This is a genomic window from Cecembia calidifontis, assembly GCF_004216715.1.
GTDB lineage: Bacteria > Bacteroidota > Bacteroidia > Cytophagales > Cyclobacteriaceae > Cecembia_A > Cecembia_A calidifontis.
Genome location: NZ_SGXG01000001.1, coordinates 4,181,870 through 4,197,603, shown reverse-complemented (window position 1 = coordinate 4,197,603; position 15,734 = coordinate 4,181,870). Strand labels below are relative to the sequence as shown.

The 15,734-nt window shown below is 39.9% G+C and carries 16 protein-coding genes and 1 riboswitch; of the genes, 5 read left to right on the top strand and 11 right to left on the bottom strand.

Going from position 1 to position 15,734, the window contains the following annotated elements; genetic code table 11:
* Position 1 precedes the first annotated feature (1 nt).
* From BC751_RS18085 to pdeM, 4 genes are read right to left on the bottom strand one after another with little or no spacing between them, the layout of a single operon-like run.
* On the bottom strand, positions 2-796 hold the full coding sequence (locus BC751_RS18085; protein WP_130276856.1) for an undecaprenyl-diphosphate phosphatase: 795 nt from the start codon (positions 794-796) through the stop codon (positions 2-4).
* Positions 797-799: 3 nt separating this feature from the next.
* The gene (locus BC751_RS18080) at positions 800-1,009 is read right to left on the bottom strand and encodes a DUF3098 domain-containing protein (protein ID WP_130276855.1); all 210 of its coding nucleotides are present in this window, start codon (positions 1,007-1,009) and stop codon (positions 800-802) included.
* A 2-nt stretch (positions 1,010-1,011) separates the two neighbouring features.
* Positions 1,012-1,902 (bottom strand): cell division protein FtsX, encoded by an 891-nt coding sequence (locus BC751_RS18075; protein ID WP_130276854.1) that lies wholly within the window; start codon positions 1,900-1,902, stop codon positions 1,012-1,014.
* Between the two features lie 51 nt (positions 1,903-1,953).
* Positions 1,954-2,679, bottom strand: a complete 726-nt coding sequence (pdeM, locus tag BC751_RS18070; RefSeq protein ID WP_242617525.1) for a ligase-associated DNA damage response endonuclease PdeM — start codon at positions 2,677-2,679, stop codon at positions 1,954-1,956.
* Between the two features lie 58 nt (positions 2,680-2,737).
* Here pdeM and BC751_RS18065 point away from each other — a divergent pair, with 58 nt between their 5' ends.
* Positions 2,738-3,175, top strand: a complete 438-nt coding sequence (locus BC751_RS18065) for a DUF2147 domain-containing protein (protein ID WP_130276853.1) — start codon at positions 2,738-2,740, stop codon at positions 3,173-3,175.
* Here BC751_RS18065 and BC751_RS18060 read toward each other — a convergent pair whose 3' ends face one another.
* The 3 genes from BC751_RS18060 to BC751_RS18050 form a co-directional block, all read right to left on the bottom strand.
* On the bottom strand, positions 3,176-3,565 hold the full coding sequence (locus BC751_RS18060) for a VOC family protein (RefSeq protein WP_130276852.1): 390 nt from the start codon (positions 3,563-3,565) through the stop codon (positions 3,176-3,178).
* A 215-nt stretch (positions 3,566-3,780) separates the two neighbouring features.
* Positions 3,781-4,842 (bottom strand): homoserine O-acetyltransferase family protein, encoded by a 1,062-nt coding sequence (locus tag BC751_RS18055; protein ID WP_130276851.1) that lies wholly within the window; start codon positions 4,840-4,842, stop codon positions 3,781-3,783.
* A 103-nt stretch (positions 4,843-4,945) separates the two neighbouring features.
* Entirely contained in the window at positions 4,946-6,250 is a 1,305-nt protein-coding gene (locus BC751_RS18050) for an O-acetylhomoserine aminocarboxypropyltransferase/cysteine synthase family protein (protein WP_130276850.1), read from the bottom strand.
* A 170-nt stretch (positions 6,251-6,420) separates the two neighbouring features.
* Positions 6,421-6,530: riboswitch (SAM riboswitch) on the bottom strand.
* Between the two features lie 154 nt (positions 6,531-6,684).
* On the opposite strand from BC751_RS18050, the gene BC751_RS18045 reads away from it, so the two are divergent.
* Entirely contained in the window at positions 6,685-7,680 is a 996-nt protein-coding gene (locus tag BC751_RS18045) for a DUF4097 family beta strand repeat-containing protein (protein ID WP_130276849.1), read from the top strand.
* Here BC751_RS18045 and BC751_RS18040 read toward each other — a convergent pair.
* The 4 genes from BC751_RS18040 to BC751_RS18025 all read right to left on the bottom strand — a co-directional run bounded on the left by BC751_RS18040 (position 7,673) and on the right by BC751_RS18025 (position 12,489).
* Positions 7,673-7,999, bottom strand: a complete 327-nt coding sequence (locus BC751_RS18040; RefSeq protein WP_130276848.1) for a YbjQ family protein — start codon at positions 7,997-7,999, stop codon at positions 7,673-7,675. The genes BC751_RS18045 and BC751_RS18040 overlap by 8 nt on opposite strands.
* Positions 8,000-8,060: 61 nt before the next feature.
* Positions 8,061-9,353 (bottom strand): amidohydrolase family protein, encoded by a 1,293-nt coding sequence (locus BC751_RS18035; protein ID WP_423191588.1) that lies wholly within the window; start codon positions 9,351-9,353, stop codon positions 8,061-8,063.
* Positions 9,354-9,391: 38 nt separating this feature from the next.
* On the bottom strand, positions 9,392-10,774 hold the full coding sequence (locus BC751_RS18030; protein WP_130276846.1) for an amidohydrolase family protein: 1,383 nt from the start codon (positions 10,772-10,774) through the stop codon (positions 9,392-9,394).
* Between the two features lie 11 nt (positions 10,775-10,785).
* A complete protein-coding gene (locus tag BC751_RS18025; RefSeq protein WP_130276845.1) occupies positions 10,786-12,489 on the bottom strand; it encodes an amidohydrolase family protein in 1,704 nt (567 codons plus the stop codon).
* 245 nt (positions 12,490-12,734) lie between these two features.
* On the opposite strand from BC751_RS18025, the gene BC751_RS18020 reads away from it, so the two are divergent.
* From BC751_RS18020 to BC751_RS18010, 3 genes are all read left to right on the top strand, one after another.
* Positions 12,735-13,097, top strand: a complete 363-nt coding sequence (locus BC751_RS18020; protein WP_130276844.1) for a response regulator transcription factor — start codon at positions 12,735-12,737, stop codon at positions 13,095-13,097.
* A gap of 78 nt (positions 13,098-13,175) precedes the next feature.
* Positions 13,176-14,312, top strand: a complete 1,137-nt coding sequence (locus BC751_RS18015) for a HEAT repeat domain-containing protein (protein WP_130276843.1) — start codon at positions 13,176-13,178, stop codon at positions 14,310-14,312.
* Positions 14,312-15,733, top strand: coding sequence for a glycosyltransferase family 2 protein (locus tag BC751_RS18010; RefSeq protein WP_130276842.1), 1,422 nt, complete (start codon positions 14,312-14,314; stop codon positions 15,731-15,733). The genes BC751_RS18015 and BC751_RS18010 overlap by 1 nt, the downstream gene beginning before the upstream one ends.
* Position 15,734 lies beyond the last annotated feature (1 nt).

The following is a 15,734-nucleotide window of genomic DNA, read 5'->3' as shown; positions in this document are numbered from 1 at the left end:
GTTACGAATAAATGCCTGCAAATATGGCTATTAGACCCACAATGGTACAGTAAATGGCAAAATAGGTAAGCTTGCTTTTTCGTACCAGCGCAATCATCCAGGTACAGGCAAAATATCCCGAAATGAATGCCGCTACAAAACCCGCAGATAAGTAACCAAAACTGTCACCGTTGTAAGTCAAGGCTCCGTCCAATATATCTTTGACAATTTTTCCCAAAATCAGGGGTACTACCATAAGAAATGAAAATCGGGCAGCCTTGTTTTTATCTATCCCCAAAAGCACTGAAGTGGAGATAGTGGCTCCGGACCTGGATATGCCGGGCAGCATGGCGACTGCCTGCGCCAGACCAACAATAATCGCATTGGAAAAAGTTACTCCCTTTTCCGTATTTTTTGCTTTATCCGCAAGAAACAACAAGAGTGCTGTTACAAGCAACATAAAGCCGACAAAGGTCACTTTTCCACCAAAAAACTGCTCCAGCTGCTCTTCAAAAAACAAACCAATGATCACTGCGGGTATCATGGATAATATGATTTTTGCGGAGAACTGGGTCTCTTCATTCCATTTAAATTTAAACAGTCCTTCTAAAATGGCAACTATATCTTTTCTAAAAACCAAAATGGTAGCCAAGGCCGTAGCGAAATGAAGTACCACTGTGAACAAAAGACTTTCTTCTGGTAATTTTTGGTCTCCCAATATAGCAGCCCCTAACTCTAAATGCCCACTGGAAGAAACAGGTAAAAACTCGGTCAAACCCTGAACTATGCCCAGGATGATCGCATCAAGGATTTCCATAAATTACTTGGATTCTGATTTTTTGAAAATAGCGTAAAACTGAAAAAGGAAGCCGGCTAAGGTGACGATTGGTCCTAAGGTGAGGCCCAAAAAGCCAAAACCATGAGGTTCCTTGTCCAAACCAATGATGATAAAACCTAAAATAATGATTCCCAGGCCTATCAGCATCAACCTGTAGTTGTGTTTGTCAAAAGGGAAGTTAGTATTTGCCATTATTAATAAAGTTCGTCAAGTGACATATTTAAATACTTATTCACTGCCTGTAAAGTGCTGAATAATGAAAGCATGGCCCCTATTAGGACCAATCCACCAAACAGGTAAAATAGTAAGTTGTAATCTTGGAGAAGGGCAAAACCATCGATATTGGCTTTGGTATATTCAATGATTACAAATAACAAAGCAGAAGCTATCAAACCGGCCAAAATGCCAAAAAAGAAAGCCCGGGCAAGAAATGGTCTTCTGATAAATCCTCTCGTAGCACCTACCAATTGCATACTTCGGATAAGGAAACGTTGGGAGAATAAAGCCAATTTGATGGTGTTATTGATCAACATTACTACGGTAAACATCAAAATAAGGATGAATCCCCCCATTACAATGGCAACTTTTGTGAGATTTTGGTTGATTGAATCTACCAGGTCAGCCATGTAAGTCACTTCAAAAACACCTTCCATCTTTTTGATTTCTTCAACTATATTCTGAATTTGTTCAGAGGTCTGATACTCCTCGGCAATGGAAATGGTGTAGCTGTCTCTCAAAGGATTGTCATCCAGAAATTTGGTAAAGTCTTCCCCGGTATCCTCAAGGAATACCTTTGCTGCATCATCTTGGGAAATAAACTTAATTCCTGTTTTGTCTTCTTTTTTCAGGACATAAGGTTTTGATTCCAAAGCCTTTCCAATATTATTTATCTGAGCTGCAGAGAGATTTTTATTGAGAAAAACCTGAATCTCAATGTTTTCCCTGATCAGCGTGGTCAAAGTTTTCGCTTGAATTACGATGACCCCAAAAAGTCCTACGATGAAGAGAGAAAGGGTAGTACTGAAAAGTACAGAGAGGAATTTGAATCTCCCCAGCTTGGTTTTTTTTCTAGGATTTACCCTCATATCACATTAGAATTCTGCCAAAATTAAACAGCTTGACCAATTTAACCAATCTTAAGGCATGAAATTGACTGGAATTACTTTTTTCCCTGTTATCGCAAAGACCCTGTCATTTTTTTCACAGGGCATTTTAGCCAATCCGGTAAATCTTCCAAAAGCAGGAAGAATGATCCGGTTGGGACTCACATGGAAACAGGGTAGAGTGAGTTTTTGCCTGCCTGATCCATAAAGAGATATACCTGGGTGAATATGGCCACAAAGGTTAAGATTTCCTTCACTTATTTCCATCAATGGTTCATGGGAAAGGATCAGCTTTCCCAATTTCATGGTTTCATTATGGACATGCCAAAACCCTGAACGGTAAAATTGTTCCGGAAGTATATCGTGATTGCCTTTGACCAAATGAAAGTCAACTTCGGAAAAAAGAGACCTAAATGCTTCCAGATCAAACCATGAAGTATTGAAATCACTGTGAAACAGATCTCCCAAAAAGATAAGCGATTGGGGCTTTTTGAGTTCAATAAGTTTTTTGATCTTTTGATAGTCCTGTGAATGGACTGTTTCGGGTACCGGTACGCCAGCTTTACGAAAATGTGCAGCTTTTCCAAAATGAGGATCTGCGATCAAAAGGGCCTTATGATCAGGAAGGTAAACGGCTTTCTCGGGTAAAAATTGAAAGCAAAATTCCTCCTGTTTCCATTCGAAATAGTTGTCAGTGTTGTCCTTTTTTGAAACTAAATTATCTCCTATCATCACCCAAGATCCCTTCCATTGAAACATTTGGAGTCATAAAAGTATTATAATACTTTGAAATCCGGACAACAAAAAAAGTTAAGAAATGATAAAAAAAACAGTACTGATTTTGGCTTTGCTGATATTCAATGTTTTGGAAGTCTCCATGGCTCAAAAAGCTACTTCCATCATTGGAAAGTGGTACAATACAGAAAAAGACGCCATAATTGAAATTTTCGAGGAAAGAGGGAAGTTCTTTGGCAGAGTAGTCTGGCTAAAAGAGCCTTTGGAAAACGGTAGGCCTGTATTAGACAGCAATAATGCTGATAGGACCAAGAGAAATAATCCTATCATTGGGCTAAAATTGTTAGAGAATTTTGAATTTAAAGCTGGAATATGGGAAAATGGAACCATCTACGACCCTCGAAATGGCAAGACATATTCCAGTACCATCAGGCAAAAAAGTGAGCGTGTCCTTGAGGTTAGGGGATTTATTGGCCTGTCCCTCATTGGAAGAACAGTAGAATGGACCAGGGCGGAATGATTATTCCCAGATTCCTTTTGGGACAATTTCTAGGACGTGTCCAAAAGGGTCTTCAAAGTAAAAACTCTTTAATCCCCCTTTCCATTCTTGCTCATGGGTAATGATAATTCCTTTTTGCAATAGATTACTTTTGACTTTCAGGTAATCTGCTTTATTCACTTCAAAGGCGATATGTTGTTTTCCTTTGGCATAATGGGGAGGGAGTGTCGTTTCATTTTTAGTGATTTCAGGAAGGAAGCAGAGCAATACCGATGTCCCACACCTAAAGAAGATATGTCTCCCAGGTACTTTGGAAATGACAGGCATTTCCAATATGCCTTGGTAAAAATCCTCTGCCAGATCCAGGTCAGAAAGGTAAAGGCAGCTTTCTTTGATCTGAATGAAATTCATCTTAACAAAATAGGACTTTTATATCCAAGCCCCAAAGGGATTAGGAGGAGTCGCATTTATTGTTGCTAAACGGAAAAATTTAGGCAAAAAAGCTAAGTAAATACTCAGAATTCCTCAAGTTGGAAATGTGCAGTATGTTCGAACAGTCCCCTTTCCTTAAAAAAGGAAGGGGATTCTTAGGGATCAAATGGGGAAAAACCATAATAAATAAATATTCAGGTGTTCGTGTTGCTTTCCAGGTAAAAACTGCTCAAAATATATTGAAGTTGATCATATTCTATCAAAAAAGCATCATGCCCATAAGCAGACCGAATTTCTTGGTAGGTACCTTTTAGGGCATGTTGTGCTATCATTTGTGATTCTTCTTTGAGGAATAAGAGATCCTTGTCCACACCAATTGCCAATACTCTGCATTTTAATTTCGAAAGGGCTTTTTCAACCCCGCCCCTTCCTCTTCCAATGTCATGACTGTCCATTGCTTTGCTTAAGACCCAATATGAAAATGCATTGAATCGGTTGGCAAGTTTTTGACCTTGATACCTCAAATAGGAAGAAATTCTAAAATTATCTAATTTGTCCTCATTGTCTGATTGTTTTATGGCGAAATCCTGTGGATGTCTATAGGAAATCATAGCAATTGCCCGCGCTGCTTCGAGGCCTTTTTTACCTGCTGCTGGATTTTTATCGCCCCAGCTGGCGTCAGCTTCTATGGCCATTCTCTGGCATTCATTGAAGCCGATTATCCATGGAGAGGTCTTGGCATTGGAAGCAAGAATGATGGAGTTTTTGACCTTTTCTCCCAATGTATAAGCCCATTCCAAAGCAACCTGGCCTCCCAAAGACCCTCCAATTAAGGTGTGGATGCCGGAAATTCCCAAATGAATCCGTAATGTTTCCAGACTATTGGCCAAATCCCGGGTGGTCAGGTTGGGGAAATCATAATAATATGGCTGTCCAGTACCGGGATTCTCTGAAAGGGGATTGGTGGAGCCGTAGCATGACCCCAATAAATTGGCACAGACGATGAAATGCCTCGAAGGATCATAAAATTTGTCTTCACCGACCAATCCATTCCACCAGTCCTGAACATTGGCATCGCCAGTAAGGGCATGGATTACCCAGACCACATTGTCTTTTTCAGGGGTTAGATGTCCTTGCGTAGTATATGCTATTTCAAATCCATTCAGTTTTTCTCCGGATTCCAATTCCAATTCACCTTCATATGTGTAGGTTTCCTGCGCCATGTCTAATATCAGGTAATTACTTGCTAAATTCATTTTTGAAAAGGCTTAACGCGCTTTTTTTTTAACCCATTGGGGAGATATTCCCCAAAGGAAAGGTTTATATAGGTTTTCTAATGCTTTAGTTCTGCTCAATCACTTACGAGATTTTGTCAAAAGCCTGTTGTAGGTCTTCCTTGATGTCCTCAATGTGTTCGATGCCAAGTGAGAGACGTAATAGGGTTGGGGTAACCCCGGCAGCCAGTTGTTCCTCATGGCTCAACTGTTGGTGCGTGGTGGCAGCAGGTTGAATTATAAGGGTCTTGGCATCTCCTACATTGGCCAGGTGGGAAATCAATTTGAGGTTATTGATAAAGTCAGAGGTACTTTCTTTATCTCCTTTGATCTCAAAACTCAATACTCCGCCATATCCGTTTTTCAAGTATTTTTTTGCCAGGGAATGATAGGGCGAAGATGCAAGGCCAGGGTAATTTACTTTCTGTACCTGAGGATGAGACTCTAGCCAATTAGCTATCTCAAGTGCATTGTCTACTGTTCTCTGAACCCTAAGGGAAAGGGTTTCCAAACCCTGTAACAATAAAAAAGAGTTGAATGGGCTCAAAGCTGGGCCAAAATCCCTCAGGCCTTCCACCCTTGCCCTGATGGCAAAGGCGATATTCGGTAGCCCTAATGGGTTATTTTCTCCAAAAACTTCCCAGAATTTCAATCCATGGTAGCCTTCAGAAGGCTCTGTAAACTGAGGGAATTTTCCATTTCCCCAGTTGTAATTGCCTCCATCTATAATGATTCCACCGATTGATGTGCCATGGCCACCAATCCATTTGGTAGCAGAGGAAGTAACAATGTTGGCGCCATGCTTTAAGGGCTGGAAGAGGTAACCTCCGGCCCCAAAAGTATTGTCCACCACTAAGGGAAGGTCATGCTTTTTGGCCAAATGGGCAATGGCTTCAAAATCAGGTATATTGAACTCCGGGTTGCCAATGGTTTCCAAATATAGGGCTTTGGTTTTGTGATCGATGAGCTTTTCAAAATCTGCTGGACTGTCGCCTTTTGCAAATCTCGCCTCAATTCCAATACGCTTAAATGCGACTTTGAACTGATTATACGTACCACCATAAAGAAAAGAGGTAGATACGAAATTTTCTCCAGCCTGAATGATATTGTTCAAAGCCAGGAATTGTGCAGCTTGTCCGGAGGATGTGGCAACAGCTGCAACCCCACCTTCGAGAGCGGCCACTCTTTTTTCAAAAACATCTGTTGTAGGGTTCATGATCCGGGTATAGATGTTCCCGAATTCCTTGAGGGCAAAAAGATTAGCGCCATGATCAGCGGAGTCAAAAACATAGGAAGTGGTTTGGTAAATTGGCACTGCCCTTGAATTGGTGGTAGGGTCTGGGCTTTGGCCTGCATGCAATTGTAGGGTTTCAAATCTGTAGTTAGCCATTGAAATGAGATTTAAAGGTGGGAAATTTTTTAAATCCTATAGAGTAAATAGGAAAGATGTAATTTAACAACAAAATCACATGCAACAATGCATGATGTTGATTTTAGAGCAGGAAATGGATTTTTGATTATTTACCTGTACAGAGGGCTGTTGTAAATTCATATGTTCAGAATTTATATTTCCGGATGACGATATTATCTACCGGCAGGAATTGGCACCTTGGATTTTCCAGGTTGCCAGAGGGTCTGTGAGCCTGTCTCTCGCCTCTTCTTTATAAATCCTTCACGTAAAAAGTGAAAGATATCACAAAATAATAGGGGCTTATCTTTTAAAGCAAGTAATGGTATGAAAATATTTTTTCTTGGGTTAGTTTTTTAGAAAAACTGGCATTTGTTTCGCGGTGTAAATTTCATTGTTAAATATTTAATCGTTCCATGAAAAACATCTCATTGCAATTCGGATTCAAGCCTTTGTTTTTCCGATCAAAAATCACCCAATCCTTACGTTTATTCCTGATAGGACTTGTTTTGAGTTCACTTACAAGCTGCCTAGGGGATGATTTATCAGTTGTTTCCGAGATTCAGCAGGATTTTGAGGGCATTACCAAAATTGAGGTTGATGCAGAGTTTCTTGAGGTACAATATACTGGGGCGAGTGGGAGACAGGTGTTGAGTTTGAATGCAGAACTGCGTTCCAATTCCAATAAAAAATTTGAAGTGAAATACAGGGTAGTAGGAAGTACCCTTGTAGTTACTGTTGAAACGAACAACAGGCTCTTCAGTGGAGGAGCTAAAGGTGAAGGTTTTATCAGACTTACAGGCCCGAGGAATATGCTGCTTGATCTGGAAGCAGACTCTGGCAAAGTAACTGTAGAAAATGTAGTGAGCAATTCAGCTGAAATAGAAGTGGGCTCGGGAGAGATTTTTGTGAAAAATGTTGCCATCCCTCGCTTGAATGTGGAATTGGTTTCAGGAAGAGGTAAATTGGAAGATGTTTTAGGGGATATTGAAGGGAATGTTTCTTCCGGTAAATTGGAGATAATCAGGGTAGAAGGGAATGTGGAGGCATCAGTATCCAGTGGAGAAATTATCCTGAGAGACGTAACAGGTTTGGTTACCGCTCAAACCAGTTCGGGAAAAATTGAGATGTCCAATGTTCGGTCAATTGGAAGCATTTACATATCCTCTGGCCAATTGTTTGCCACCAATTCTGGATTAAGCCCCCAGACTGCTTTAAGAGCGTCTTCTGGAAATATTTACATTCAGACTACCAGCAATCTGAGGGATTTTAATTATAACATTACCGTTGGAAGCGGTTCGGCCAGGGTCGGGACTTCTCAGTCTACCTCAGGCACTTTGAATATCAATAACGGTTCTTCCACCACCATTCGGGGAGAGGTAGGGTCTGGGAAAATTGAAATTGTCAATTAAAGACTTTTTCTATCTTAACCGCTGTTCCGGCAGCGGTTACCATCAACATGCCGTCTCTAATCGTTTCATAATCCAGGTCAATGCCTATGACTGCATTAGCTCCCATAGCTTTGGCCTGCATTTCCATTTCTGCCATTGCTGTGGCCTTTGCTTCCCGCAATACCCTTTCGTAGGCACCGGATCTGCCGCCCACAATATCGGTAATACTTGCAAAAAAATCTTTGAAAACATTTGCACCTATGATGGTTTCGCCCGATACAATGCCCAGGTAAGCGGTGATTTTATAACCCTCTAATTGTGGTGTAGTACTGACTATCATATTGTTGATTTAAAAACAAAGCCGCAGCCAATATCGGCTGCGGCCTAAACTTAAATCAGATTTAGTTTTTTTCCAAACCTGGTGATCTTTCCAGAAATTCCTGATATAATTTGATATGCCTACTGCTCATCGGTACCCTGTAGCCATCAATAAATACATGCAATATTTGTGATTTGGTTTCAAAGGGATCTCCGGTGGAAACAAAAAGGGTGGCGTCTTTTCCAACTTCAATGGAACCCATCCTGTCTGCAATGCCAAAAACTTCTGCAGCATTGATGGTGATCGCTTTTAGGGCTTCTTCTTTCCCCATGCCATAGGCAGCAGCAAATCCGGCATTAAAAGGCAAGTTCCTTGTATTTTCTGCATCATTGCTTCTTATAACCACTTTTACCCCTGCTTTTGCCATTTTTCCAGGATTGGTATATGCGGCATCATACCTGTCTGATTGTCTGGTAGGAATAGATAGCATTGGGCCAACAATTACCGGAATGCCTGCTGCTGCAATTTTATCTGCAACTCTCCAACCTTCTGCGACTCCCATAAGTATAGCCTTTACTTTTTTTGATTTTATCCAATCAATTGCGGATAAAATATCCGAAGCTGCATTCACCTCAACCAATAGTGGCAATTCTCCTGCAATTACTTTGGCTAATTGCTCCATTTCAGGATAGTATTGCAATTCTGCCTTAGCTTTTTGCAACTGATAATAGGTTTCAGCTCTTGACCAAATATCATTCAGGGTCTTTTGTGCTGCTTCAGCCTCTTTCTTTATATCTTCATCACTTCTTCTGTCCCAGGTACTTCGGCGCGCAGAGGAAGGAAAGTTAAGTACGACCCCCTTGAATCCCGCAAACATTTGGTCAGGGGTATAGCCGTTCAGATTGATCAAGGCAGCAGTACCAGGGAAAAGGCCTCCGGAGGGTACTGCCAAAGTAGTAGTTACACCGCTGACTCTGGTAACCGGAATGGCAACTGAATTGGGGTTTACCGCTACCAAGGCCTGCATGTTGGGAGTAACCTGGCCTATTTCCGCATAGTCTTGGGTTTCAGGCAATGAATTGACTTCCACAAGTCCCAATCTGCTTCCGGCATCCACCATTCCAGGATAGATGTAATGGCCACTACAATCAATGATTTCAGCATCAGCTTCCTGGATATTCTGACCTACTGCCAGAATTTTTCCATTATCAATCAAGACACTGGTTTTTTCCAAAGTGCCTTTAGTAACTGTAACGACAGTTGCATTTTGGAGTAGGAATTTTCCTGTTCTGGGCTTGACGAATTCCCCATCAAATTGTGCCTGCACTAAGAAAGGCAACATTGAGATGGCAAAACTATATAGTAATTTTTTCATGTTTTTCATGGTCTTTCTATTTAATCCCTTTCAGGAAATTAATGTGAATGATTAAATAGGTTTCTACCAAAATTGGTAAAGAAGAAATCCACCCCGTGCATACACCTATGTTCGTGCTCTCTGAGGAAGATGGGTTCCAGGGCTTCACTGGCGCTGACTTTTAGCCTCATATCATCAGGGTCCTCATTGATGTCAAAATACTTTACCCCATCGACAAAAGTCATCTGTGGAATGGCATAGATAGAAAGTGGATGTCCTTCAAATATCACCAAATCAGCCTGCTTTCCTTCTTCAATAGATCCCACCTTATCGGCTATACCCAATTGTTTGGCCGGATTGATGGTGATTAAAGCCAAGGTCTGATCATCATCCAATTGTCCATAACGTTGGGCTTTTCCAGCTTCATGGTACAAATGTCTGATCAGTTCTCCTGAATCAGAATTGATGGAAGTGATGACACCATTTTCCATTAAGATAGCGGCATTGTAGGCTGTGGAATAATAGACCTCGAACTTATAGGCCCACCAATCTGCAAAGACTGAAGCTCCCATTGTATATTCCGCCAATTCCGGAGCAACTTTGAAGCCTTCATTGACATGGGAAAATACAATGTTTTTAATTCCAAATTCTCTGCAGGTATTGATCAAAGCATAAATTTCATCGGCTCGATAAGAATGACAATGGATGATGATTTTCCCATCCAAAACATCTGCTAAAGTTTCCAACCTGCTGTTATATTGTGGAGGGATAGGCTTGGCTCCCTTTTGTTTGAGTGCGTTTTCATAGTCCGCCCATGCTTTTTTGTACTGAATGGCTTCATTGAAACCATTCCTTATTACTGCATCAACCCCCATTCTGGTCCTAGGTTGAATTCCATTTCCCCTTCCATGAACCCTGGTAGGATTTTCTCCCAATGCAAATTTTATTGTCCTAGGGGCTTCTTTCATGTATAAGTCCTCAGGGTTGGAGGAGCCATATCTATGTTTGAGGGTAATGTTCTGGCCCCCTATTGCATTGGCAGATCCGTGCATGGCATGGGAAATGGTTACCCCTCCAGCCAAGGCCCTGTACAATCCTATGTCATAAGGATTGACTACATCTGCCATCTTTACTTCTGAAGTAATTGGTGCTGTGGCTTCGTTGACAGCATCCAAGGCTACGTGGGAGTGGGCGTCAATGATTCCCGGCATGAGGTATTTTCCTGATGCATCGATGACCTGGATATTGGGAGCATTTAGGTTTCTGCCTATTTTTTTAATGATGCCATTTTCTACAAGCACGTCAGTGTTTTCCAGTGTTCCCTTTGTCACTGTCAGTACTGTGGCATTTTTAATTAAAACTGAGCCTTTTGGAGTTTGGGCTTTTGATATTAAACAACCCAATACCAAAAAGCAGCTTAAGATATATTTTATCGTTTTCATTTCTCTTTGAATTATTGGTTGAGTTGATTTGGCTTTTTTACAGCGTTCAAAGGAAAGCTTCCAAAATCACTTAATGACATGGTTCCACTAAAATCGTTATCTGTTATTTCCCCTGAAACAGACACTTCTAAGGACATTCCCCCAGCTGTAACATTAAAAGTGAAGGATAAACTGTTGCCCGATAAAGTGATATTGTTCATTTGTGAGCTGGCTTTTCCGCTACCGGCAGGGTTGTCATAAGTTATGGTACCTTTGTAAGAAGTCCCTTCTCTTTTGATTTCCATCGTTCCACCTGAACTGCCGGCCGGTGTATCAGAAGTATAGTCCCAAACGCCTGTTATATCCACTGGTTTTCCGTTTCCATTATTGGAAGTGTCTTGTTTTTTATTGTTTACCTCGTACTCAAAAACATATCCATCAGCAACAACATATTTGATTTGCGCTTCCTCAGAAAATATAGGAGCTGTTGCAACCACCATGTTGGCAAGTTTGCCTTTTTCCAAAGTTCCCGTAAACTTTTGTATCCCCAGGATATTGGCATTGTTGATGGTCAAGGCTGCCAAGGCAGTGTCTTCACTTAAACCATTGGCAATCATTAAGCGGATATTTTTGAACATTTCATTGCTTCTTCCTCCCAAAGAGGTAAAGCCAAAAGGAATGCCTGCTGCTTCCAGTTTTGCGGTTTCTTTAAGTAATTGAGTATAGGCTTCTTTTACCTTTTGGGTTCTACCTTTCATTTCTTCTGAAAGTCCGTCAGTATTGGCATTGGCAGTTTTGTCGTTGGGTAGTCTAAAACTTACCAATACCTGTGCTTTGGAAGATTTTATGGCATCTATTGCAAAGTCCATATCTGTAATGCCTGCAATGACAAGCCTGAATCCATTTTCTTTTTGGAGCATTACCGCTCTTCTCAGCTCAAGATCATTTGAAACTTCAAAGATGACCGGAATGCTCTTATCCAGGACTGGGAAAAAGGCTTCCAAAGTTTTGTTTATTTCAGGTCTGGCTATTCCTGAATTTGAAGCAAATAGCCTCATATGTTGGGAGGATAATTCCGCATTTTTGTAGAGGTCCCTAAATTTGGCCATGATGCCCAGTTGTGTTCCTGGATACATTCCCCTTCCACCTCCTGAGCTTCTGAATCTACCTGCTAAAGCAGTGTTTCTTGCCAAAATATTACTGGACTCTTTTCCCCCATAGGTTACAATAGCAGTTTTTCCGGGTAGCATTCCTCCCTCAGGAATTATTTGGGCTACCGTAAAACCAACTTTCCTCCAGTCATTGATCTGGCTGTTTTTGATGTCATAATAGTCCAGAGCACTTCTCCAAGGGGTAATTCCCGCAATTTCATCCGGAGGATTAGAAGGGTCAAAGTTAGCGGGTCTTTCTGGCTCGGTAGGACGGCTTATTCCCGCAGTTGTGGCTCCGTCAATAAAACCAGGGTATATAAATAAAGAATCCCCTTTGATGACCTGCGCCTCTACAGGTATCCGGATATTGGAACCAATAGCCTCAACAAGTCCATTTTTGATGATGATAGTGGCCCCTTTCTGTGTTTTTCCAGGAGAGGTAGTAACAGTAGCATTGGTAATGGCAAAGGTACCTGTAACCCTCCTTTCACCAGTAGGATCACTTTGTCCAAATGAAATTGAAGTGATACAAAATACCAAATAAAATAGGCTACTGAATACCTTTTGATTGAATCGGATATTCATGTCAGTTGGATTGATTTTTGGTTTTTATTCAAAATGAAAGCTAACAAAAGAATTTTTTTTCAAAAATGTATTTTTTTTTAAATGTCTAAATCGGTTAAGAACGGCAAATAATTTCCTACATAATACAAATTAATTTATTTGTATTTTTTTATAAAAAAATTATACATTTTTAAGTCGGTCGGTGCTTGTTTTTTATATTTTTTAATTTTTATATTTATCCCGTTAATCATTCAAATCACTTGATTATGAAGAATATATTGGTAATTGAGGATGACAAGCTCATATCGGGTTTGGTCAGCTTCAGGTTAAAAAAAGAGGGGTTTAATATAACCCTGGCAGAAGATGGAATGGAGGGTATTAAAAAATTTGATGCCCTTGAACCGGACCTGGTAATTACAGATGTGTTGGTGCCTTATCGAAACGGTATTGAAATTGTGGAATACGCCAAGAAGAAGAGGCCTAATTGTCCTGTAATTGTTTTGAGTTGTATGGGGGAAGAAGAGGAAACGGTTATTAAGGCGTTTCAGGTGGGAGCTTCGGATTTTATGCCAAAACCTTTTCATCCGAATGAGTTGGCTTTTAGAGTAAAAAGATTGATTGAGAACTGAACTGCCTCAATTTGATTTTTCAATTTCTTTTTGATCTAAACGGCTACATTAATCACACTACATTAACACAAAATCAAAATGTCACAATTCTTGTCACAAATGACAGGCTGGAATTACTTTGGGAATTTCGAAAATGGCTGGTTAAGTGCAAAGCTCTCCATTATATCTGATTATTTGATAGTTCTCCTGGTCCTGTCGGTCACTCTTGTTATTTTTCTCTTACTCTTTATTCGATCAAGAAAAAATTTCTTGGAGAGAAGTAAGAAACTTGTTCAATACAGGATCAATGGATTTTTTTCTGAAATTATTTTTTCAAATGAGCTATCAGGGGAGGTTTATGATGAAAAAGTCAACGAATTCAAAAAGAAGATTCCGATCCATAAGGATTGGTGCAAGGATTTGTTGATCCAGAACATCATTGACCTGGATAAGAACCTAAAAGGTCAAAGCAAAGATCAACTCCTTTCAATTTTTTTCAACTTGGGACTTTTGGGTTATACTGAAAAATTAGTCAATTCAAAAGCTTGGTATCTCAAAACCAAAGGGATTTATTATTGGAAAGAACTCAATTATAGTAAAGCGGCAGAAAAAGTTTATCCCTTGATATTTCATAAAACTCCAAATATCAGGTCTGCAGCTTTGGTCGCTTACATTTCCCTTTCTGAAGCCAACCCCTTAGATGTTTTGGAGAAATACGGAGACTCCATCAGTTATATAGAGGGGCTAAACCTGATGGAAGTAATCCAAAGGAGAAGGTTTAAAAAGCCTAATAACCTTGTTCATTGGTTAGACTTTAAGGAGGATTCAAAACTGATTTTTGCACTTAAGCTGGTGGCACACTATAATGATGTCCAATCAGCGGAATCTGTTGTAAAGTTATTAAGCTCTTCTAACAGCAAGGTCAGGCAAGAAGCCATCAAATGCATTGGAAAGCTTTACTTTTTTAATGCTGAGCCAGATTTGATTTCTATGTTTTTTCACGAATCGGAGGAAAATCAAATCGAGATTATCCGTGCATTGAAAGACATTGGAGGTCCACAATCAAAGGAATTTTTACATTATGTATTGAGCCTCAACAAAAACTCCGAAATAAAAATCAATGCTATGTATGCTCTGAAATCACTGGATTCGGGATTTACACGTAAAGAAATCCAAAATAATACAGAGCTGGAATTGGTCCGAAAACATGTTGAAAACCCATATCTGGAAGTATAATGGAAGTTTATCTGAAATCATTCGAATGGTTTGTGGCCGGTTATGCCACTTTATATATTGTCATCTATTTTATGATGGCTATTTTATCTTTTTGGGCCATCAAAGTGTATAATAATGCAAAATACATCATTAAAGATGAGGTTTTGGTTAAGTCCAATCATTTATTGGGGGTGTCAATAGTTGCCCCTGCCTACAATGAAGAATTGAACATTATTCATAATGTAAAGTCTTTATTGTCTTTAAATTACCCCAAATTTGAAGTGGTTATTGTAAATGATGGAAGTACCGATAATACCCTACAAAAACTGATTGATGAATTTGAACTGGTTAAGGTTGATTTTTATTATGATGAAAAAATTCAGACTAAACCGGTTAGGGGTCACTACAAATCAGTCAATCCTGTTTATTCAAAACTTTTGGTGGTAGATAAAGAAAATGGGAAAAGCAAAGCTGATGCTTCAAATGCTGGAATTAATTCCGCCAAGTATCCTTTATTCATTTGTACGGATGTAGATTGTATCCTCCGCAATGATACCATCATGAAATTGGCAAAACCCTTTATGACCAGTAAAGAGAGAGTAATTGCGACGGGAGCACCAATCAGAGCCTCCAATTCATGCGAAGTGAAAGATGGTTTTATGGTAAAGGTTCACTTCCCTAAAAATTGGTGGGCATCTTTCCAGGAGTTGGAATACATTAGGGCATTTTTGCTGGGCAGAATGGCTTGGAGTCAGGTCAATGGTTTGCTTTTGGTTTCAGGAGGCTTAGGGATGTTTGATAGGGAAATTGCCATAGAAGCCGGTGGTTATTGGCATAAATCCTTGGGAGAAGACATGGAACTCATCACGCGCATGAGGAAAGTTATGTATGAGAGAAAAGAGAAATTTAAAATCCTCTATATTCCTGAATCACTTTGTTGGACGGAAGTCCCGGCTACCAAGGAAGTTTTCATCAGACAAAGGGTGAGATGGGCGAGGGGCTTGATTCAGACTCTTAACCTTCATAAAGAAATGTTTTTAAAGCCCAAATATGGGAAAACAGGTTTTTTGATCATGCCCTACTTCTTTATTTACGAATTTCTAGTTCCGATCATAGAAATCTTAGGTATTATCAGTTTGATTCTGGCTTTGGTTTTCCTCGATTTTAATGTTTTTTCTTTATTAAAATTCACCTTTGTGGTTTACCTTTTTTACCTCCTAGTTACTTTATTGTCGGTCTTATGGGATGAAAGTTTCTATGGTCATTATGCCAAAAGGCGTGAGTTACTGCATTTGGTAGGAAAGGCAATGATTGAGCCTATTGTTTATCATCCTTTCAATTTATATGCTTCCATCAAAGGTTATTGGTACTTTTTTACCAACAAGGAGCAAAAGTGGGGCAATATGCAAAGACAAGGTTTTAAAACTGCAAATAAGATTTAGA